At 67.3% G+C, this 18,154-nt stretch carries 19 protein-coding genes and 2 pseudogenes; 1 reads left to right on the forward strand and 20 read right to left on the reverse strand.

Annotation, left to right across the window (positions count from 1 at the left end; all coding sequences use genetic code 11):
- Positions 1 to 83 precede the first annotated feature (83 nt).
- The 14 genes and pseudogenes from metK to CA606_RS00300 all read right to left on the reverse strand — a co-directional run bounded on the left by metK (position 84) and on the right by CA606_RS00300 (position 10,896).
- Positions 84 to 1,307 carry a methionine adenosyltransferase gene (gene metK / locus CA606_RS00240; protein ID WP_096052930.1) on the reverse strand — a complete coding sequence of 408 codons (1,224 nt, stop codon included), beginning with the start codon at positions 1,305 to 1,307 and terminating at the stop codon, positions 84 to 86.
- A gap of 119 nt (positions 1,308 to 1,426) precedes the next feature.
- On the reverse strand, positions 1,427 to 1,861 hold the full coding sequence (locus CA606_RS00245) for a helix-turn-helix domain-containing protein (RefSeq protein ID WP_181242711.1): 435 nt from the start codon (positions 1,859 to 1,861) through the stop codon (positions 1,427 to 1,429).
- Between the two features lie 41 nt (positions 1,862 to 1,902).
- Positions 1,903 to 3,480: an apolipoprotein N-acyltransferase gene (gene lnt, locus CA606_RS00250; protein WP_096052928.1), complete on the reverse strand. Its 1,578-nt coding sequence runs from the start codon at positions 3,478 to 3,480 to the stop codon at positions 1,903 to 1,905.
- Complete coding sequence (locus CA606_RS00255; protein WP_096052927.1) at positions 3,477 to 4,391, reverse strand: hemolysin family protein; 915 nt, start codon at positions 4,389 to 4,391, stop codon at positions 3,477 to 3,479. The genes lnt and CA606_RS00255 overlap by 4 nt, the downstream gene beginning before the upstream one ends.
- An 8-nt stretch (positions 4,392 to 4,399) precedes the next feature.
- Positions 4,400 to 4,855 (reverse strand): rRNA maturation RNase YbeY, encoded by a 456-nt coding sequence (gene ybeY, locus CA606_RS00260; RefSeq protein WP_181242874.1) that lies wholly within the window; start codon positions 4,853 to 4,855, stop codon positions 4,400 to 4,402.
- A gap of 19 nt (positions 4,856 to 4,874) precedes the next feature.
- Positions 4,875 to 5,819 (reverse strand): PhoH family protein, encoded by a 945-nt coding sequence (locus tag CA606_RS00265; protein ID WP_096052925.1) that lies wholly within the window; start codon positions 5,817 to 5,819, stop codon positions 4,875 to 4,877.
- Entirely contained in the window at positions 5,816 to 7,162 is a 1,347-nt protein-coding gene (gene miaB, locus CA606_RS00270; RefSeq protein ID WP_096052924.1) for a tRNA (N6-isopentenyl adenosine(37)-C2)-methylthiotransferase MiaB, read from the reverse strand. Before miaB ends, CA606_RS00265 begins: the two co-directional genes overlap by 4 nt.
- A 9-nt stretch (positions 7,163 to 7,171) precedes the next feature.
- A pseudogene (locus tag CA606_RS20465) lies at positions 7,172 to 7,334 on the reverse strand (hypothetical protein).
- A gap of 17 nt (positions 7,335 to 7,351) precedes the next feature.
- Positions 7,352 to 7,759, reverse strand: coding sequence for a Fur family transcriptional regulator (locus tag CA606_RS00275; RefSeq protein WP_010917946.1), 408 nt, complete (start codon positions 7,757 to 7,759; stop codon positions 7,352 to 7,354).
- A 45-nt stretch (positions 7,760 to 7,804) separates the two neighbouring features.
- On the reverse strand, positions 7,805 to 8,257 hold the full coding sequence (locus CA606_RS00280) for a GNAT family N-acetyltransferase (protein WP_096052923.1): 453 nt from the start codon (positions 8,255 to 8,257) through the stop codon (positions 7,805 to 7,807).
- A gap of 7 nt (positions 8,258 to 8,264) precedes the next feature.
- Complete coding sequence (gene tsaB, locus CA606_RS00285) at positions 8,265 to 8,900, reverse strand: tRNA (adenosine(37)-N6)-threonylcarbamoyltransferase complex dimerization subunit type 1 TsaB (RefSeq protein WP_096052922.1); 636 nt, start codon at positions 8,898 to 8,900, stop codon at positions 8,265 to 8,267.
- A gap of 3 nt (positions 8,901 to 8,903) precedes the next feature.
- Entirely contained in the window at positions 8,904 to 9,518 is a 615-nt protein-coding gene (locus CA606_RS00290; protein WP_181242712.1) for a DUF1131 family protein, read from the reverse strand.
- 148 nt (positions 9,519 to 9,666) lie between these two features.
- Positions 9,667 to 10,254 carry a malonic semialdehyde reductase gene (locus tag CA606_RS00295; RefSeq protein WP_096052920.1) on the reverse strand — a complete coding sequence of 196 codons (588 nt, stop codon included), beginning with the start codon at positions 10,252 to 10,254 and terminating at the stop codon, positions 9,667 to 9,669.
- Positions 10,255 to 10,323: 69 nt separating this feature from the next.
- A complete protein-coding gene (locus CA606_RS00300) occupies positions 10,324 to 10,896 on the reverse strand; it encodes a NifU family protein (protein ID WP_096052919.1) in 573 nt (190 codons plus the stop codon).
- A gap of 121 nt (positions 10,897 to 11,017) precedes the next feature.
- On the opposite strand from CA606_RS00300, the gene CA606_RS00305 reads away from it, so the two are divergent.
- Positions 11,018 to 12,286, forward strand: coding sequence for a cytochrome P450 (locus tag CA606_RS00305; RefSeq protein ID WP_096053931.1), 1,269 nt, complete (start codon positions 11,018 to 11,020; stop codon positions 12,284 to 12,286).
- Here CA606_RS00305 and CA606_RS20470 read toward each other — a convergent pair.
- From CA606_RS20470 to CA606_RS00330, 6 genes and pseudogenes are all read right to left on the reverse strand, one after another.
- A pseudogene (locus CA606_RS20470) lies at positions 12,247 to 12,360 on the reverse strand (hypothetical protein); the annotation flags it as partial. The gene CA606_RS00305 and the pseudogene CA606_RS20470 sit on opposite strands and share 40 nt — an antisense overlap.
- A gap of 99 nt (positions 12,361 to 12,459) precedes the next feature.
- Positions 12,460 to 13,506, reverse strand: coding sequence for a tryptophan--tRNA ligase (gene trpS / locus CA606_RS00310; protein WP_096052918.1), 1,047 nt, complete (start codon positions 13,504 to 13,506; stop codon positions 12,460 to 12,462).
- 79 nt (positions 13,507 to 13,585) lie between these two features.
- A complete protein-coding gene (locus tag CA606_RS00315) occupies positions 13,586 to 13,633 on the reverse strand; it encodes a hypothetical protein (protein WP_181242875.1) in 48 nt (15 codons plus the stop codon).
- Positions 13,634 to 13,674: 41 nt separating this feature from the next.
- Entirely contained in the window at positions 13,675 to 15,237 is a 1,563-nt protein-coding gene (murJ, locus tag CA606_RS00320; protein WP_096052917.1) for a murein biosynthesis integral membrane protein MurJ, read from the reverse strand.
- 139 nt (positions 15,238 to 15,376) lie between these two features.
- A complete protein-coding gene (locus tag CA606_RS00325; RefSeq protein WP_096052916.1) occupies positions 15,377 to 17,173 on the reverse strand; it encodes a methyl-accepting chemotaxis protein in 1,797 nt (598 codons plus the stop codon).
- A gap of 161 nt (positions 17,174 to 17,334) precedes the next feature.
- Positions 17,335 to 18,108, reverse strand: a complete 774-nt coding sequence (locus CA606_RS00330) for a class I SAM-dependent methyltransferase (protein WP_096052915.1) — start codon at positions 18,106 to 18,108, stop codon at positions 17,335 to 17,337.
- Positions 18,109 to 18,154 lie beyond the last annotated feature (46 nt).

An 18,154-nucleotide genomic window follows, 5' to 3' on the forward strand; every position in this document is an offset into this window, starting at 1 on the left:
CGCGCCTCGAAGGACGCACGGCTCAAACGAAAACGGGCCCCGGCGCTAACCGGAGCCCGCTCGCATAGCCAAAGGATCGAGGCTTACGCCAGGCCCTTCAGGTCGCTCATGAGGTCGGTCTTCTCCCACGAGAAGCCGCCCTCGCTGTCCGGCGTCCGGCCAAAGTGACCGTAGGCGGCGGTGCGGGCGTAGATCGGGCGGTTCAGTTGCAGGTGCTCGCGGATCGCGCGCGGGGTGGCGCCGCCGATCAGCTGCGGCAGGGTCTTTTCCAGCACCGCCGGATCCACCTTGCCGGTGCCGTGCAGGTCAACGTGGAACGAAACCGGCTGGGCGACGCCAATGGCGTAGGCGATCTGGATGGTGCAGCGATCGGCCAGACCCGCGGCGACCACGTTCTTGGCCAGGTAGCGGCAGGCATAGGCCGCCGAGCGGTCGACCTTGGTCGGATCCTTGCCCGAGAACGCGCCGCCGCCGTGCGGGGCCGCGCCGCCGTAGGTGTCGACGATGATCTTGCGACCGGTGAGACCAGCGTCGCCGTCCGGGCCGCCGATCTCGAAGCGGCCGGTCGGATTGACCAGCCACTGGGTCTTCTTGGTGATCAGGCCGTCGGGGAAGATCGGCAGGATGTGCGGCTTGATCAGCTCCAGCACGCGCTTGGAGGTCGCGGCCTTGCCGTCGATCTTCTTCTTGTGCTGGTGCGACACGACGATCGAGACCACGCGCAGCGGGCGTCCATTACCGTCATATTCCAGGGTGACCTGGCTCTTGGCGTCGGGCTCGAGCTCGGAGAGCGCGCCACTGTGACGCAGCTCGGCCAGGCGCTTGAGGATGTTGTGGCTGTATTGCAGCGTGGCCGGCATCAGTTCCGGGGTCTCGGTGCTGGCGTAGCCGAACATGATGCCCTGGTCGCCGGCGCCTTCTTCCTTCTTGTCGGTGGCGTCCACGCCCTGGGCGATGTGGGCGGACTGGCCGTGCAGGAAGTTGGAGTACTTCGCCTTGTTCCAGTGGAAGCCCTTCTGCTCGTAGCCGATATCCTTGATCGCCGCGCGGACCTTCGGCTCCAGGGAGCCGAGGATGTCCTTAGTCAGCTGCTTGTTGGCCTTCTTGTCGCCGTCCGGCTTGCCGGCGCGAACCTCACCGGCCAGCACGACGCGATTGGTGGTCACCAAGGTCTCGCAGGCGACGCGCGCCTCGGGATCGACCGAGAGGAAGGCGTCGACGACGGTGTCGCTGATGCGATCGGCGACCTTGTCGGGGTGACCTTCGGAAACGCTCTCGCTGGTGAAGATGTAGGACGAACGGCTCAAGAGACAGCTCCGGTCATGAAGACACGCACGGGCGCGCGGCGCCCAGTCGGCGTTCAGTTAGACCAGAATCATATAAAGATATGTTTATGCGAGCAAGGCGAGCTTATCTAACAGCCGCGTCAGTCGTCCAAGCCGCTAGCCGCGTCCTCGGCGGCCATGGATCGCACCAGCTCCAGGATCCGCCGCCGAACCTTCTGTCGATCGATCTTTGGGAACAGCGTCGCCAGTTCCAGCCCTTCGGGCGTCATCAGGAAATCGTGCGTGAACGGCCCGCCTTCGTCGGCCATGCCGCCGCCCGCAGCGTCCTCGAGACCCTCGAAGAAGTAGTCGACGGGCGACTGCAGGCTCCTGGCGATTTCATAGAGCTTGCTGGCGCTGACCCGATTGGCTCCGCGCTCGTACTTCTGGATCTGCTGGAAGGTGAGGCCGAGGTCCTCGGCGAGGCGCTCCTGGCTGACGCCCAGGATCCGACGACGCATGCGAATGCGGGCGCCAACATGCAGGTCGACGGGATTGGGGTGGCGTTCGGTGTCCGACGGTTCGCTCATGCCCACGCCAGAAGCTGAAACTAGGCTTTAGTTCAGCTCAAGTTTCACTAGCGCGCAATAGAGGATGAGGTTTTACCGATCCGTAAGCGAGCTGATGCAACCCCTGATATCAGTAAAAGCGCCCAAAAGGCTGCATCTCCGAAGTCGTCGTAGGGCGTAACCTCACCCACACCTGGTATTTGCGCGTCGATGACGCCGCTTTTTCCTAGGCCCAGCGAAGCTCCGGGCGCGAGACGGCCGCGTGCGTCGATGACGCCGCTGATTCCGGTGGGCGTGGCGCGTAAAAGCGGCCGGGCGCTTTCGATCGCGCGGTAGCTCGCCAGGTTCAGATGCTGTGGCGGGCCCGACGTCACGCCAAACCAGGCGTCGTTCGAGACATTGATCAGGGCCCGGACGCTTGGATCTGGCCTGGCCAGGCCGGGGAACAGGCTCTCGTAGCAGATCAGCGGTTGAACCAGCAGATCAGGAGATATCCGCAACGGGGCGGGCGCAGGACCCGTAGTGAAGCTGTCGCCAAGATGCGCCAGGGTCTTGAAGCCGATCGCCGTCAGAAAGCGCTCGGCCGGCAAGTACTCGCCGAACGGCACCAGGCGGTGCTTGTCATAGATCCCGACCAGTTCCAGATCGCTGGCGCCCCGGCGAAGGGCGACGAGGCTGTTGTAATAGGTCGGGCGATCGACCGCGCCTTCATAGCGATAGCCGCCGATGAGCAAGACCTGGCCCGGGACCAGGCTGTCGACAATGGCCTGCCTCACCCATGAGCCGGGCGCGAGATAGTCATTGACCGCCGCGGGCACCGCGCCTTCGGGCCAGATCACGACATCAACCGGCTTGTCGGCATAGGGCGTGGCGGTCAGCGAAACATAGGCCTGGACGATCTGAGCAAAGCGCTCGGCGTCCCATTTGAGGTCCTGCTTGATGTCCGCCTGGACGATGCGCACCGTGGTGGGTCCGCTGGGTCCGACAGGCTTGGACAGAACGAACGCGCCATAGCCATAGAGTGCCACCAAGCCGGCGGCGGCCGCGCCCAAGGCCAGTCGGCCGGCGCGTCCCTCGCGCCACACCGACGGCGCGCTGGCGATGGCTAACGTGATCCAGGTCAGGCCGTAGGCGCCGACCAGGGCGGCGGCCTGCGACGGGGCCGAGCCGGCGCGCCAGGTTTCGCCGATGAGGTTCCACGGAAAGCCCGTCAGAATATGACCGCGCGCCCATTCCAGCGCCGCGAACGCGCCGGCGAAGGTCAGGATGCGCCAGACGCTCGCTGGCCTCATCCAACGATTGGCCAGGGCGGCGAGACCCCAGAACAGCGCCAAGCCCGCCGCCATCGCCGAAACCGCGAACGGCGCCATCCACCCGTGGACGGCGGCGTCCACCAGGAAGGCTTCGCCGACCCACCAGGTGCTGAGGCCAAAATAGCCCAGACCCGCCAACCAGCCCCGCCAGAACGCCGAACGCAGCGGGCGCTCGGCGTCAGCGCCGTCGATCAGATAGAGCAGCGCCGCATAGCCCAGCAGGCCGGGCAAAAAGCCGAAGGGCGGATGCGCCAACGCCGCCGCCAGGCCTGAGACCAGGGCCAGCAGGGGGCCGCTCCAGCGGCGTTCGCGAAACCGCGCCCAGGCCGTCACGAGAGCCTTGCGTCGAGCGGGGCGCCGTCCACGGCGGTCTCTGACGGTCGGGAAGGACCGCCCCGAACACGAATGCGCCGCACCCGACGCGGATCGGCCTCGACCACTTCGAACTCGAAGCCGTCGGGATGGGCGATCACCTCGCCCCGCTGCGGCACGCGTCCGGCCAGGGCGACGACCAGCCCGGCGACGGTGTCGATATCCTCGTCCATGTCGGGCGGCGCCAGATCATGGTTCAGCGCCGCCTCCAGCTCCTCCAGCGGCGCGCGGGCGTCAGCGTCGAACACTCCGCCCGGGCGGGCCACCACCGCGACGGCGGTGGCGTCGTCGTGCTCATCGTCGATCTCGCTGACGACCGCTTCGATCAGGTCCTCCATCGAGACCAGGCCGTCGGTGCCGCCGAACTCGTCGATCACGAGGGCCATGTGGATTCGGCTGGTGCGCATGCGGAGCAGGAGGTCGGCGGCCTTCATGGAAGCGGGCACGTACAACGCGTCACGGCGCAGCTTGTTCAACACCGGATCGGCGGGCGCGGGCCGTTTGGCCTCGTCGGCCAGCAAGCGGAACACATCCTTGACGTGGACGACGCCGACGGGGTCGTCGAGAGTCTCGCGATAGATGGGCATCCGCGAATGCTCGGCCTCGGCGAACTGGGCCGCCACCGCCTCGAACGGCGTCGAGAGCTCGACGGCGACGATGTCGGCGCGCGGCGTCATCACATCGGCGACCCGCAGGCTCTGGAATGCCTCGGCCTGATCCACCAGGTCGACTACGCCCGCAGACCCCGCGGTTTCGGGCGGGCGAGGGGGCTCGCCGCCGCCCATCAGTTGCCTGCGCATATGGCGAAAGAACGCCCGCACGCCCCGGCTTCGTCGGGCGGCGGGCTGTTGACTAGGCTCGTCGCTGGGCATGGCCCTGGTCAGCGTCCCTCTTCATCGCTGGCGTATGGGTCCGGAACGTCCAGACCCGCCAGGATTTCGCGTTCGAGCGCTTCCATGGCTTCCGCCTCGTCGTCGCGCTCGTGATCATATCCTAGGAGATGAAGCACGCCGTGCGCCACCAGATGTTGCAGATGGTGGGCCAGCGGCTTGCCCTGTTCGGCCGCTTCGCGCGCGCAGACCCCATAGGCCAGGGCGATATCGCCGATCTGACCCTCCGGATTGGGCGGGGAGGGGAAGGACAGGACGTTGGTCGCATAGTCCTTCTGACGGAACTCGCGGTTCAGCGCCTGAACGCTGTCGTCATCGGTCAGCAGGATCACGATCCCGTGGCCTTCGATGTCCTCATGGGCGTCCAGCACGGCCTGGGCGGCGCGCCAGACCAGGGCCTCGGTCTCGGCCTCCGCCGTCGTCCAGGCCTCGTCCTCGATCTCGATATCAACGGTAAGGGTCATGTTACCGGGGAGTACTCTGCGCCGCGTCCGCGTCATAGGCCTTGACGATGCGTTCGACGAGCGGGTGGCGCACGACGTCGGAGGCGGTGAAGCGCGACACCGCCACGCCCTCGACGCCTTCCAGGATCGACACGGCGTGGGCTAGGCCGGAGTCACGCGGATTGAGCAGATCCACCTGGGTCGGATCGCCGGTGACGACCATGCGCGCGCCCTCGCCGATGCGGGTCAGCACCATCTTCATCTGCAGCCGCGAGCAGTTCTGAGCCTCGTCGACGATGACGAATGCATGCGCCAGCGTGCGACCGCGCATGAAGGCGATCGGGGCGACCTCGATCTCCAGTTTCTCGCGGCGGCGGCGCAGCTGGTCCGCGCCCATGATGTCGGTCAGGGCCTCCCAGACCGGCGCCATATAGGGATCGACCTTCTCGTTCAGGTCGCCCGGAAGAAATCCGAGTTTTTCGCCGGCCTCGACGGCGGGGCGGGTGACGATCAGGCGATCGACTTCGCCCCGCATCAGCATGCCCGCGCCATGGGCCACGGCCAGGAAGGTCTTGCCGGTGCCGGCGGGGCCCAGGCCAAAGACCAGCGGGTGGGTCGCCATCCGCTCCAGGTACTGCGCCTGGCTCTTGGTCTTGGGCGAGACATTGCCCTTGCGCACCGCGCGGGGCGAGGCCTGACCGCTGGTCTCGTGCGCGCCGCCGATGGCGATCCGTACATCGGCCTCGACCACTTCCTCGCCGGCGTCGGCGCGGGCGGCCAGGGTCTGCAGCGCGCGCTTGGCGCTGGTGCGGCCGCGCGCGTCGCCGGTCAGGGTGACGCCGCCGCCCGGCGTCTCGATCAGCACCTTGAAGGCGTCTTCGATCAGGGCCGCGTGACGGCCGCTGGGGCCCGAGACGGCGTGGACCGCGTCGTCGGACAGCGGCAGGAACTCAGGGGTGCGACTCAAGCGGTCTCCAGAACGGGTTCGAGCCGGCCCGCCAGGCTCATCTTGGCGGCGCTCTCGATATGGACGGGAACGATCGTCCCGATCAGATGCTCACCGCCCTCTGCGTGGACGGCCTGCAGATAGGGGCTGCGGCCCACGACCTGGCCAGGATGGCGGCCGGCCTTCTCGAACAGCACCGGCAGCACCTTGCCCACCTGGCTGGCGTTGAAGGCGCGCTGCTGTTCGTCGAGCAGTTGGTTCAGGCGCTCCAGGCGCTCTGCCTTGACCGCTTCGTCGACCTGGCCGGGCATGGCCGAGGCCGGCGTGCCCGGACGGCGCGAATACTTGAACGAGAAGGCGCTGGCGAAGCCGACCTCGCGCACCAGCTCCAGGGTCTTTTCGAAGTCGCCGTCGCGCTCGCCAGGGAAGCCGACGATGAAGTCGCCGCTCATGGCGATGTCGGGCCGCGCGGCGCGGATCTTCTCGATCAGCTTCACATAGCTTTCGGCCGTGTGGTCGCGGTTCATGGCCTTGAGGATCTTGTCGCTGCCCGCCTGCACCGGCAGGTGCAGATAGGGCATCAGCTCCGGCAGCTCGCCGTGGGCCTCGATCAGATCATCGCCCATGTCGCGCGGGTGGCTGGTCGTGTAGCGGATGCGGTCCAGGCCATCGATCTTGGCCAGCTGACGGACCAGCTTGGCCAGGGTCGAGCCGTCGCCGTCATAGGCGTTGACGTTCTGGCCCAGCAGGGTGACTTCGCGTACGCCCTGGTCGGCCAGACGCTTGGCCTCCTCGACGATGTCGCTCACCGGCCGCGACCATTCGCCGCCGCGCGTATAGGGCACCACGCAGAAGGTGCAGAACTTGTCGCAGCCTTCCTGCACCGTCAGGAACGCGGTGACGCCGGTCACGTGGCGCTCGGCCGGCAGGGCGTCGAACTTTTCGTCGGCGGCGAAGTCGGCGGCCAGGCGCTCGCCGGTCGCGCGGTGGGCGCGGGCGATCAGCTCGGGCAGCTGGTGATAGGCCTGGGGCCCGACCACCAGATCGACCGCCTTCTGGCGGTTCATGATCTCCTTGCCCTCGGCCTGGGCGACGCACCCGGCCACGGCGATGGTCATGCGACCGCCGGCCTCGGCCTTCCGGTCCTTCATCTGCTTGATGTAGCCAAGCTCCGAATAGACCTTCTCGGTGGCCTTCTCGCGGATGTGGCAGGTGTTCAGCACCACCAGGTCCGCGCCTTCGGGCTCGTCGACGACGCCATAGCCCAGCGGACGCAGGACATCGGCCATGCGCTCGCTGTCATAGACGTTCATCTGACAGCCGTAGGTCTTGATGAAGAGGCGCTTTTGCGGGGTCTCGCTCATGCGGCGAGGTTATGGGGGTGAGAGGCCCGGTGTGCAAGGGTGGCGGGGTCGCAGCGCGTCTCCTTCTCCCCTTGTGGGAGAAGGTGGGCCGCGTCAGCGGCTCGGATGAGGGGTTTCTCGGTAGGGCCCGCTCGACCCCTCATCCGTCGCTTCGCGACACCTTCTCCCGCAAGGGGAGAAGGGCTGGACTTACTCCTCCAGCGGCATTCCGTAGAGCTCGAGGCGGTGGTCGATCAGCTTGTAGCCGAGCTTCTTGGCGATCGCGTGCTGCAGGGCCTCGATCTCCTCGTCCACGAACTCGACGACCTTGCCGGTCTTCATGTCGATCAGGTGGTCGTGGTGGTGGTCCGGGCTCTGCTCGTAACGCGAGCGGCCGTCGCGGAAGTCGTGGCGCTCGATGATGCCGCTTTCTTCGAACAGACGTACCGTGCGGTAGACCGTGGCGATCGAGATGTGCGGATCGATGGCGTGGGCGCGGCGGTGCAGCTCCTCGACGTCCGGATGGTCCTCGGCCGACGACAGCACGCGTGCGATGACCCGACGCTGGTCGGTCATGCGCATGCCTTTTTCGATACAGGCCTTTTCGAGTCGATCCACGGCGGAGCCTCCGTCTGAGTCGCCGGCAAGATAGGCGGTAGACCCTTAAGTGTTAAGCGCCCGTCGCATCACCAGCGCGTCCTTGGCCCCATCGGGATGGGGATAATAGCCCTTGCGCAAACCCACCTTGAGGAAGCCGGTGGTCTGGTACAGCGCGATGGCGGCGAGGTTGTCGGCGGCGACCTCCAGAAACATCGCCTCGGCCTTGGTCTCGGCGGCGATCCCGGCGGCCACCGCGACCAGGGCCGCGCCCCAGCCGCGCCGACGGGCGGCGGGATCGACCGCTACGGTCAGGATTTCGGCCTCGCCGGCGATCGAGCGGCACAGGATGAAGCCCTTGGCCTCCGCCGGCTCGCCCGCCTCGCCAAGGATCGCGAAAGCGCCTGGGGACTTCAGCAGGTCGTCGAACTCCAGCGCCGTCCAGGGGCGATCGAAGGCCTTGTCGTGCAGGTCGGCGAGATCGAAGGCGGCTTCGGAGCCGACGGGACGCAGGTTCATGATCAGCCTAGGCGGCGGGCAGGGTTGCGTAAGGCGCGCGCAGATACAGCGGCCGGGGCGCGTGGGTCGGGGCGGGTCGGCCCGCCGCCAGGCGCGCCACGGCCACGGGATCGGGCGCGGCGGGGGTCAGGATCACCGCCCCCCTCATGGTGTCGGCCAGCAACGGCGCGCCTGAGCCGATCAGGGTCGCCGGGCCGCCGGAATACAGCTCAACGAGGCGCGCTGAGGCTTCGCCAAGGCCCAGGGCGTCGGGCGCCATCACGGCTGCACCATCGACGAAGGCCTGCATATAGACCTGCTCCATGCGCGCATCGATCAGGGCGACGGCGAAGCCCTTGGTCCCGAACGCCAGGCTCTCCAGCGTATTGACCCCCACGCACGGGATGGAGAGCGCGGTGGCCAGGCCCTTGGCGAAGGCCAGGCCCACACGCAGGCCGGTGAAGGAGCCGGGTCCCACCGTCACGGCGATCCGCGACAGGTCCGTGAACGCGACGCCCGCCTCTGCGGCGGTCTCGCGCGCCAGGATCCCGATGCGCTCCTGGTGGCCCCGGGTCATCGGTTCGGTTCGCATGGCCAGCACGCGGTCGCCGTCGAGGATGGCGACCGAGCTGGCGCCCAGGCAGGTGTCGATCGACAGGATCATGGCTCAGGCCGCGCCGACGACGGCGCCCTCGGCGGGACGCCAGATCAGGGTGTTGAGCTGACCCTTGGCCTTCAGCGTCGCCTCCGGCGGCAGCTCAGGCTTGGTCCAGCCGGGAACGCCGAAGACGTACGACACCTGCGGGGCGTCAGGGCGCACGCAGATCGTCATGTTGACCTCGCGGCCTTCGCCCGCCCGGCACTGGTCGGCGGTGAAGCCAAGATCGCCCCACTTGGCCAGCAACTGTTCGTCCTTGGGCCCGCGCGCGTCGCCCGCCTCGACGCGGACATAGGCGATGTCGCCCTCGTCGCGCTTGCCGATCTCGGCCAGCGGCGTGTTGTCCTGTTCGAGGGTGATGATCGGCTGGGCCGGGCCGTCGCCCGACTGCAGGAAGGCCTGTTCGACCTTGGCCTTGGGGAAGAGCAACTTCAGGGTGGCGAGGTCAAAGGCCACCGCGCTGGTGATCGGGCCGACCCCGTCGTTGCTGATTTTCAGGGGGCCGCCCGCGTAGGGCGCAATGGCCACGGTGACCGGGCCCTTGGCGCTGTCGTCGGTCTTGGCGGGACCGCAGGCGGCCAGAAGCAGCAGTGGCAGGGCGAGGTAGCTGTGGCGGGGGGTCATGACCCCCCTTCTAGCCAATGTGCATGACATGCACAAAATCCTTGTCATCCCGGCCGCAGCGCAGCGAAGAGCCGGGACCGCAACAGGCTCGGCGCTTCCGGCGATCCCGGCTCGGCGCGCCAAGGCGCCGGGCCGGGATGACAGGTTTTTACAGAATCTTGGCGGCTTCGTCGAAGTCCAGGCGCGGGTTGCGCGGGAACAGGCCTTCGTCCGTGCCGTGGCCGATCGAGACGATGAAGTTGCTCTTGATGTTCGTCCCCGCGAAGAACTCGGCGTCGACGGCGGCGTTGTCAAAGCCCGACATCGGACCGACATCCAGGCCCAGCGCCCGCGCGGCGATCATGAAATAGCCGCCCTGCAGCGAGCTGTTGCGCAGCGCGCCCCACTCCTTGGCCACGGGGTCGCTGAACCAGTCCTTGGCGCCGGGCGCGTGCGGGAACAGCTTGGGCAGGGTTTGCGGGAAATCCAGGTCATAGCCGATGATGACCGTGCACGGCGCCTGCAGGATCTTGGGCCCGTTCGAGCCGGACGACAGCTTGGCCAGGCGTTCCTTGGCCTCGGCCGAGGTCACGAAATAGAAGCGGGCGGGGCTGCCGTTGGCCGCCGTCGGACCAAACTTGGTCAGCGCATAGAGCTCGCGCAGGACGCTCTCGGGCAGGGGCTCGGGGTTCCAGCCGTTGTAGCTGCGAGCCTGCGTGAACAACTGGTCGAGCGTGGCGTCTTCAAGCTTGGCCATGGGAGGTCCTTTCCGTAACTGCAGAGGTTACGATATAGCGGCCCGAAAGGGCGGATCAACCTGGAAAGGTCAGAGCGTCTGCTCGACCCGCGTCACTTCGGGGACGTAGTGCTTGAGCATGTTCTCGACGCCGGACTTGAGGGTCGCCGACGAAGACGGACAGCCCGAACAGGCGCCGCGCATGTGCAGCCACACCACGCCGGTCTGCGGCTCGAACCGTGAAAAGACGATGTCGCCGCCGTCCTGAGCCACAGCCGGGCGGATGCGGGTGTCGAGCAGTTCCTTGATCTCGGCGACGATCTGCGAGGTCTCCTCGTCGTAGTCGCCCTCGTCATGGCCGCCGCTCTCGGCGTTCTGGTCCAGCAGCAGCGGACGGCCGCTGGTGAAGTGGTCCATGATCGCCGCCAGGATCGGCGCCTTCAGGTGCGGCCACTGGGCGTCCTCGCCCTTGGTCACGGTCAGGAAATCGGGGCCGAAAAACACCCGCGTCACATCGCCGAGGTCGAACAGCGCCTTGGCCAGCGGCGAGGCGTCGCCCTCTTCAGGCGTGCGGAATTCGCGCGCGCCCTCACCCAGCACTTCGCGGCCGGGAAGGAACTTCAGGACCTCGGGATTGGGCGTGGTTTCGGTCTGAATGAACATGCGCCTGAAATGGACCTCGCGATGTCGTGACGCAAGGGCGTCGAAAGCATGCATTTTAAAAGTGACACAGGCGTCATTTTCTGGCGTGATGTCGCAAAACACCGATCCGCGGGAGGATCTCATGAGCGACGGTTCGATCGACCTTAAGGCTGACGCGCGGGCGCGAGCCTATTCCATTCCCCTCGAAGACTATCACATCGCCGATCCGGCGTTGTTCCAGGCCGATGCGATGTGGCCCTATTTCGAGCGCCTTCGGAAGGAAGCGCCGGTCCACTATTCGAAGGGTGACGAGGAGGTCGGCCCCTACTGGTCGATCACCCGCTACAACGACATCATGACCGTCGACACGACCCATCAGGTCTTCTCGTCGGACGCGCACCTGGGCGGCATCACCATCCGGAACTTCGACGAGGACTTCGTCCTGCCGATGTTCATCGCCATGGACCAGCCCAAGCACGACATTCAGCGCAAGACGGTCAGCCCGATCGTCTCGCCGCAGAACCTGGGTCGTCTGGAAGGGATCATCCGCGAGCGGGTCTGCCAGATCCTCGACGCCTTGCCGATCAACGAGCCGTTCGACTGGGTCGACAAGGTCTCGATCGAGCTGACCACCCAGATGCTGGCCACCCTGTTCGACTTCCCGTGGGAAGAGCGCCGCAGGCTGACCCGCTGGTCTGACATCGCCACCGCCTCGCCCGAGAGCGGTCTGATCGAGAGCGAGGAGGCCCGTCGCGCCGAGCTGCTGGAGTGCCTGGCCTATTTCACCAACCTCTGGAACGAGCGGGTGAACCTGACCGAGCCGGGCAACGACCTGATCTCGATGCTGGCCCACGGCGAAGCCACCCGCGACATGCCGCCGATGGAGTATCTGGGCAATGTCATCCTGCTGATCGTCGGCGGCAATGACACGACCCGCAACTCGCTGACCGGCGGCCTCTACGCCCTGTCCAAGAACCCGCAGGAAGAAGCCAAGCTGCGCGCCGATCCCAGCCTGATCCCGAACATGGTCTCGGAGATCATCCGCTGGCAGACGCCGCTGGCCCATATGCGCCGCACGGCGCTGGAAGATTTCGAGCTGGCCGGCCAGACGATCAAGAAGGGCGACAAGGTCGTCATGTGGTACGTCTCGGGCAACCGCGACGACACGGTCATCGAGAACGCTGACCAGTTCATCGTCGATCGCCCCAACGCCCGCCGCCACCTGTCGTTCGGCTTCGGCATCCACCGCTGCGTGGGCAACCGCCTGGCCGAGATGCAGCTCAAGATCGTCTGGGAAGAGATCCTCAAGCGCTTCCCGAAGATCGAGGTCCTGGAAGAGCCCAAGCGCGTCTACTCGACCTTCGTGAAAGGCTACGAGCGCATGATGGTGCGGATCCCGGAACGGACCTGATACCCCTCTCCCCTTGCGGGAGAGGGTGGCCCGCGCAGCGGGGCGGGTGAGGGGTTGAAGAAAGAGACCGCCGCGACTGGCTTGCCGCCGTCGCGGTGGTTTTCGTTTGTGCGACCCCTCATCCGGCCCATCGGGCCACCTTCTCCCGCAAGGGGAGAAGGAAATCTCTCAATCTACGCCCCCCAGAAGCCGACCAGCTTCTTGACCTCGGCCAGGGTCGGGGCGGCGGCCTCGCGAGCCTTTTCCGCGCCCTTGGCCAGGATGGCGTCCAGCACCGCCGGATCGCCCAGCAGGCCGCGCATCCGCTCGCCCACCGGGGCCAGGCTTTCGACCGCCAGCTCGGCCAGGGCCGGCTTGAAGGTTCCAAAGCCCTTGCCGGCGTAGTCGGCCAGAACCTCGGTCTTGGTCTTGCCGGCCAGGGCCGCGAAGATGCCCACCAGGTTGTCGGCCTCGGCGCGGGTCGCCAGTTCCTCGATCGTCTCCGGCAGCGGTTCCGGATCGGTGCGGGCCTTCTTGACCTTAGCGACGATGTCGTCGGCGGTGTCGGTCAGGTTGATGCGCGAATAGTCCGACGGATCGGACTTGCTCATCTTGGCCGAGCCGTCGCGCAAGGACATGACCCGCGCGCCGGGCCCCTGGATCAGCGGGTCGGGCAGCGGGAAGAAGGCCGGCGCCCCCCCGGGCGCGCCGAAGTCGTGATTGAACTTCTGGGCGATGTCGCGGGTCAGCTCCAGGTGCTGCTTCTGGTCTTCGCCGACCGGCACGTGGGTGGCCTTGTAGATGAGAATGTCGGCCGCCTGCAGCACCGGATAGGTGTAGAGGCCCACCGAGCTGCGCTCCTTGTGCTTGCCGCTCTTCTCCTTGAACTGGGTCATGCGGTCCAGCCAGCCCAGGCGCGCGACGCAGTTGAAGATCCAGGAGAGCTCGGCGTGCTCGCGCACCGCCGATTGCGGGAAGATCGTCGCCTTGTCCGGGTCCAGGCCAGAGGCGATGTAAGCCGCCGCGATCTCGCGGGTCTGCTGGGCCAGGGCCGCAGGATCCTGCCAGACGGTGATGGCGTGCAGGTCGGCCACGAAGATGAAGGTGTCGATCTCGTGCTGCAGGCGGGTGAACTTCACCAGCGCGCCCAGATAGTTGCCCAGGTGCAGGGCGCCCGAGGGCTGGACGCCCGAAAGCACGCGGGGCGGGCCCGCATAGGTGACGGGAGCTTGGTCGGTCATGGCTTCAGCCTTGGATCTTGAAACTTGGAATGGCGAGCGCGGCGGCGCGAACCGCATCCGGGGATACGGCGGATCAGGGTCAGTGTGAGCCGCGCCATCGCGGCGCGTGCAATCCGATCACGGCCATGGACGCTGGTTACCGCTCTGCGCTGCGCAGGGCAAGCCGGCTCAGCGGCCGGCGCCTCGTCGCAGCACGGTCCTGGCCTCGGCCAGGGTGACCCCGCCCGACAGCAGCAGCAGCACGGGGTAGAGCCCCGCCGCCAGGGCGCAGGTGGCCAGGATCGCCAGCTCCTTGGCCGAGCCTATACCCACGGCCAGGATCGGGGCTTCAAGGGCGGCGCGCCCGTACGAGATCGCCGCCAGGATCAGGCCCAGGGCCACGCTGGCCGCCAGCACCCGAATGATCTTGCCCCAGGCGGCGGCGCTGGGCGCGTAGTCGCCGCGCTTGCGCAGGGTCAGCGCCATCTGCAGCACATTAATCCACGAGGCGGCGCTGGTCGCCGCCGCCAGGCCGGGCACGCCCATGACCGGGAACAGCGCCAGGCCCAGGCCGATATTGACCGCCACCGAGATCAGGGCGAACCGCATCGGACCCTTGGTGTCGCCTCGGGCGAAGAAGGCCGGCGACAGGATGCGGGCCAGCACGAAGGCCGGCGTGCCCCAGCCGTAGTGCAGCAGGGCGTTGGCCGTCTGACGTGCGTCGAACACCGTGAACTCGCCCCGGGTGAACAGGCCGTCGATCAGGAAGAACGGAATGCTGAACAGGGCCACGGCGGCCGGCAGGGTCAGGGCCAACGCAAAGACGATGGCCTGGTCCATGGCCCCTTGCGCCTCGGCGCGGTCCTCGGCGGCCACGGCCCGCGACAAGCGCGGCAGAAGGGCCACGCCGATGGCCACGCCCACCAGGCCCAGGGGCAGCTGGTACAGGCGGTCGGCATAGGCCAGCCAGGTCCGCGCGCCGTTCACATGGCTGGCCAGCACGCCCGAGATGGTGATGTTGATCTGGCTGGCGCTGGCGGCGATGGCGCCGGGGATGGCCAGGGCGATCAGGCCCTTGATCTCTGGCGTCAGCCGCGGAAGCCGCCAGCGGATGGTGGCGCCCGCCTTTCGCACCGCCCAGACCAGCAGCGCCACCTGGGCGAGCCCGGCCGCGAAGATGCCCCATGAGGCCGCCACCGCCGCGTCATGGGCGTTGCGGGTCGGGATCACCGCGATCAGGGTCACAAGGTTCAGCAGGATCGGGGCTGCGGCCGAGACGATGAACTTGCCCCGGGCGTTCAGCACCCCTGACAGCAGGGCCACGATCGCCATGCACGGCAGATAGGGCATGGTGATCTGGGTCAGGATCACGGCCAGCTTGTACTTATCGGTGCCGAAACCAAAGCCCGGGCTGATCACCATCATCAGCCACGGCATGGTCGCCTGGGCGATCAGGGTCAGGCCCACCGTGAAGGCGGCGATGGTGGCCATGGCGTCGGCGGCCAGCTTGTCGGCCACCTCGGCCCCATCCCGGTCCAGGGTCTTGGAATAGGCCGGCACGAAGGCCGCTGCGAAGGCCCCCTCGGCGAAGATCCGCCGGAAGAGGTTTGGGAACATCTGGGCGGTGTTGAAGGCGTCCGCGCCGATATTGCTGCTGGCCCCCAGGAAGTACGAGATCACCAGATCGCGCACGAAGCCCATCAGCCGGCTGACCAGGGTGAGGCCCGAATAGATCGCCGAGGACCGGATCATGCCGGGGGCTTTTTTCGGGGCGGATGCAGGCGGCGCGGTATCGGTCACGCTCGGCTTCTGGGCGCTCGATGAGAGGGCGTCAAGGCCCACTCTAGGCCCCGCGACCGGCCCCCTTCCAGGACCGCCGGCAGCGCCCGCTCTAGGCCGCCGCCCGCGTTTCGGCGTTCGCGATGCGCAGCTCGCCCATGCGCTGAGCCAGTCGCGTGGCTTCCTGCGCCAGGGTGTGGCTGGCGGCGGTGGTCTCCTCGACCATGGCCGCGTTCTGCTGCGTCACCTGATCCATCTGGTTCATGGTCGTGTTCACCTCGGACAGGCCGCGCGCCTGTTCCTGGGTCGACGAGGCCATGGCGGCGACCAGACCGTCGATCTCATCGACCTCGTGGGCGATGGCGCGCAAGGCCTCGCCCGCCTTGCCGACATACTCAACGCCCTGCCCCACCTCGGCGGTGCTGGCGCTGATTAGGGTCTTGATCTCCTTGGCGGCGTCGGCCGAGCGTTGCGCCAGGGCGCGCACCTCTTGGGCGACGACCGCGAAGCCGCGACCGGCCTCGCCCGCACGCGCGGCTTCGACCCCGGCGTTCAGCGCCAGAAGGTTGGTCTGGAAGGCGATCTCGTCGATCACGCCGATGATCTGGCCGATCTGGCTGGACGACTTCTCGATCGCGCCCATCGCCTCGACGGCCTGGCTGACGATCGAGCCGGAGGCGTCGGCGGCGCAGCGCGCGCGCTCCACCACCTTGCGGGCGCGGGCCGCGCCGTCAGCCGTCTGGCGCACCGTGCTGGTGATCTCGTCCAGCGCCGCCACAGCTTCTTCCAGGCTGGCGGCCTGCCGTTCGGTGCGGGTGGCCAGCTCATCGGCCGCCTCGGAAATCTCGGCTGTGCCGCCATGGATCGCCTGCGTCGCGTCGAGGGAGGCCGCGATGACGCCCGACAGCTTCTCGATGGCGGTGTTGAAATCGAGGCGCAGGGCTTCGTACCCAGCGGGGAACGGACGATCCAGTCGGCACGTCAGGTCACCGGTCGACATGCGGCCCAGCGCGCCGGCCAGGCTCTCGACGACCGCCTTTTGCGTGGCGTCGGCCTCCGCGCGGCGACGGTCGCTTTCGCGACGTTCGATCTCCAGGGCGCCACGAACATCGGCCGCCTCCATCTCCTTGCGACAGGTTTCAACCGCCTCGTGGAAGCTGCGTAGCGCTTCGGTCATCTGGCCGATTTCGTCCTCGCTCTTCTTCTTCGGCAGGACGACGTCCACATCCCCGGCGGCCAGCCGGCGCAGACACCGGGTGATCTCGACCAGCGGCGCGACCAGGCCTCGGCGGGCGGCGAACATCAAGACCGCCGCGAAGGCCGCCGCCACCAGCAGAAGCCCCGCCATGATCGCCTGACCGATCACGCCGAGCGACTTCGCCAGGTCCGCGTCGTGCGAGGCGGCCGCCTCGATCTCGGTCGAGGCCGCCTCCATCTTGTCCTCCAGCGCCGAGAACTGCTCACCAAATCCCGCCAGCTTGGCGTGCGCCCCGGCCGGATCGGTGTCGGCGGTTCCGACGATCTCTTCGGCTGCGGCGATGTAGGCGTTGAGCGGCGGCTCGACGGCTTGCAGAGCGGCCTTGGTTCTGGGGTTTTCGGCCAGCTTGCTGCTCTGCGCGATATCGCCCCGGAACGCCTGGGTGTGTTCGGCGAGGTCCGCGCGGACCGCCTTGAGGTCGACGCCAAGCGTGGGATCGCTGGACATGATCGCGCCCATGACATCGGCGCGCAGGGCGTCGTGCATCATGTCGGCGTGCATGTGAAGCTGAAGGATCTTGGCTGAGTCTTCAGCCCGGGTCAGCGCGGAGTCGAGGCTCCAAGCCACCCAGAGTCCCGCGCCGGCCGTCGCCGCGCACAGAAGCGCCGCGCCGCCGGCGGCCCCCATGACCTTCTGACCCAAGGACGCCATGCCGCTACCTCCCAAAGGTGCAAACCCAGGAGAGGATGCGGCATGACCAGTCTAGCGGGCCTTAACCATAAGGTTCTCGCGCTGGTGGCATAGTGTCGCACGGCCAACGTGTGTCGGTCAGACGAATTTCAAGAAATTCAGTGGGTTGCCGCGCGAGCGGCCTATCTCGGGATCTCGGTGGTCTTTACCAGGGCCACCTGACGGTAAACGGCGGCGATCTCGAAATAGCGCCCGAAGGCGGCGTGGAACTGGTCGACGGCCTGCTTCACGCCCGGCCCGCCGATCTCGCTGATGTCGTGCCAGTAGTCGTCCAGCACCATCATGCCGCCCACGCTGAGCAGGCTGGCGCAGAAGCACAGGTCGATCAGCACCGCCAGCGCCGTGTGGCTGCCATCGACATAGATCAGGTCGAACTGCTCGCCCCGCTCCAGCATCTGCGGCAGGACGTAGGTCGAAAAGCCCTTGTGGGTCGAAAGGCTCCTGAAGCCGCACTTGTCCATGTTGCGGCCAAAGCGCGGTTCGACGGCGTGATACTTCTCTTCGGGGTTCAGGGCCTCGTCGAACCACGGATCGATGACCGTGACCGCCAGGCGGTCCGGCAGCAGCCAGTCCATGAAGGCCAGGTTGCGGCCCTCATAGGCGCCGATCTCCATGTAGCGGATCGTCTCGCCCGCCGGCCGCTTGGCCGCGAAGTCGCGCAGAAGCGGCGTGACGAACGGAATGTTGTTGCTGGCCCAGGTCGAGGTGAACTCGAAGCCCTTGTCGGCGGCGTGGGCGTTGAAGGCCTCGACCACCGCGTGGTCGCGCGGACCGCCCAGCATGGTCTTAGCCAGATTGGGCGCCAGGCGCGGATTGACCTTGGTCAGCGAGCGCAGCTTCGAGAGGCCGCCGCGATGGGTGACCGTCTCGGCGTCGAAGTGCATGTCGGCGGTCATGGTCCCGGCTCCTCCATCGGTTGCGAGGGAAGCTAGCGCCAAGGTC

Origin of the sequence: Caulobacter vibrioides (genome assembly GCF_002310375.3) — a bacterium.
Taxonomy (GTDB): Bacteria; Pseudomonadota; Alphaproteobacteria; order Caulobacterales; family Caulobacteraceae; genus Caulobacter; species Caulobacter vibrioides_D.

What these genes read in the sequence shown, in the direction of transcription:
- CA606_RS00255 (WP_096052927.1), bottom strand. Translation starts at nt 4,391, where the DNA reads ATGCCCAGCGACGAGCCTAGTCAACAGCCCGCCGCCCGACGAAGCCGG.
- miaB (WP_096052924.1), bottom strand. Translation starts at nt 7,162, where the DNA reads ATGAGCGAGACCCCGCAAAAGCGCCTCTTCATCAAGACCTACGGCTGT.
- CA606_RS00280 (WP_096052923.1), bottom strand. Translation starts at nt 8,257, where the DNA reads ATGAACCTGCGTCCCGTCGGCTCCGAAGCCGCCTTCGATCTCGCCGAC.
- tsaB (WP_096052922.1), bottom strand. Translation starts at nt 8,900, where the DNA reads ATGATCCTGTCGATCGACACCTGCCTGGGCGCCAGCTCGGTCGCCATC.
- CA606_RS00290 (WP_181242712.1), bottom strand. Translation starts at nt 9,518, where the DNA reads ATGACCCCCCGCCACAGCTACCTCGCCCTGCCACTGCTGCTTCTGGCC.
- CA606_RS00295 (WP_096052920.1), bottom strand. Translation starts at nt 10,254, where the DNA reads ATGGCCAAGCTTGAAGACGCCACGCTCGACCAGTTGTTCACGCAGGCT.
- CA606_RS00300 (WP_096052919.1), bottom strand. Translation starts at nt 10,896, where the DNA reads ATGTTCATTCAGACCGAAACCACGCCCAATCCCGAGGTCCTGAAGTTC.
- CA606_RS00305 (WP_096053931.1), top strand. Translation starts at nt 11,018, where the DNA reads ATGAGCGACGGTTCGATCGACCTTAAGGCTGACGCGCGGGCGCGAGCC.
- trpS (WP_096052918.1), bottom strand. Translation starts at nt 13,506, where the DNA reads ATGACCGACCAAGCTCCCGTCACCTATGCGGGCCCGCCCCGCGTGCTT.
- murJ (WP_096052917.1), bottom strand. Translation starts at nt 15,237, where the DNA reads ATGATCCGGTCCTCGGCGATCTATTCGGGCCTCACCCTGGTCAGCCGG.
- CA606_RS00325 (WP_096052916.1), bottom strand. Translation starts at nt 17,173, where the DNA reads ATGGCGTCCTTGGGTCAGAAGGTCATGGGGGCCGCCGGCGGCGCGGCG.
- CA606_RS00330 (WP_096052915.1), bottom strand. Translation starts at nt 18,108, where the DNA reads ATGACCGCCGACATGCACTTCGACGCCGAGACGGTCACCCATCGCGGC.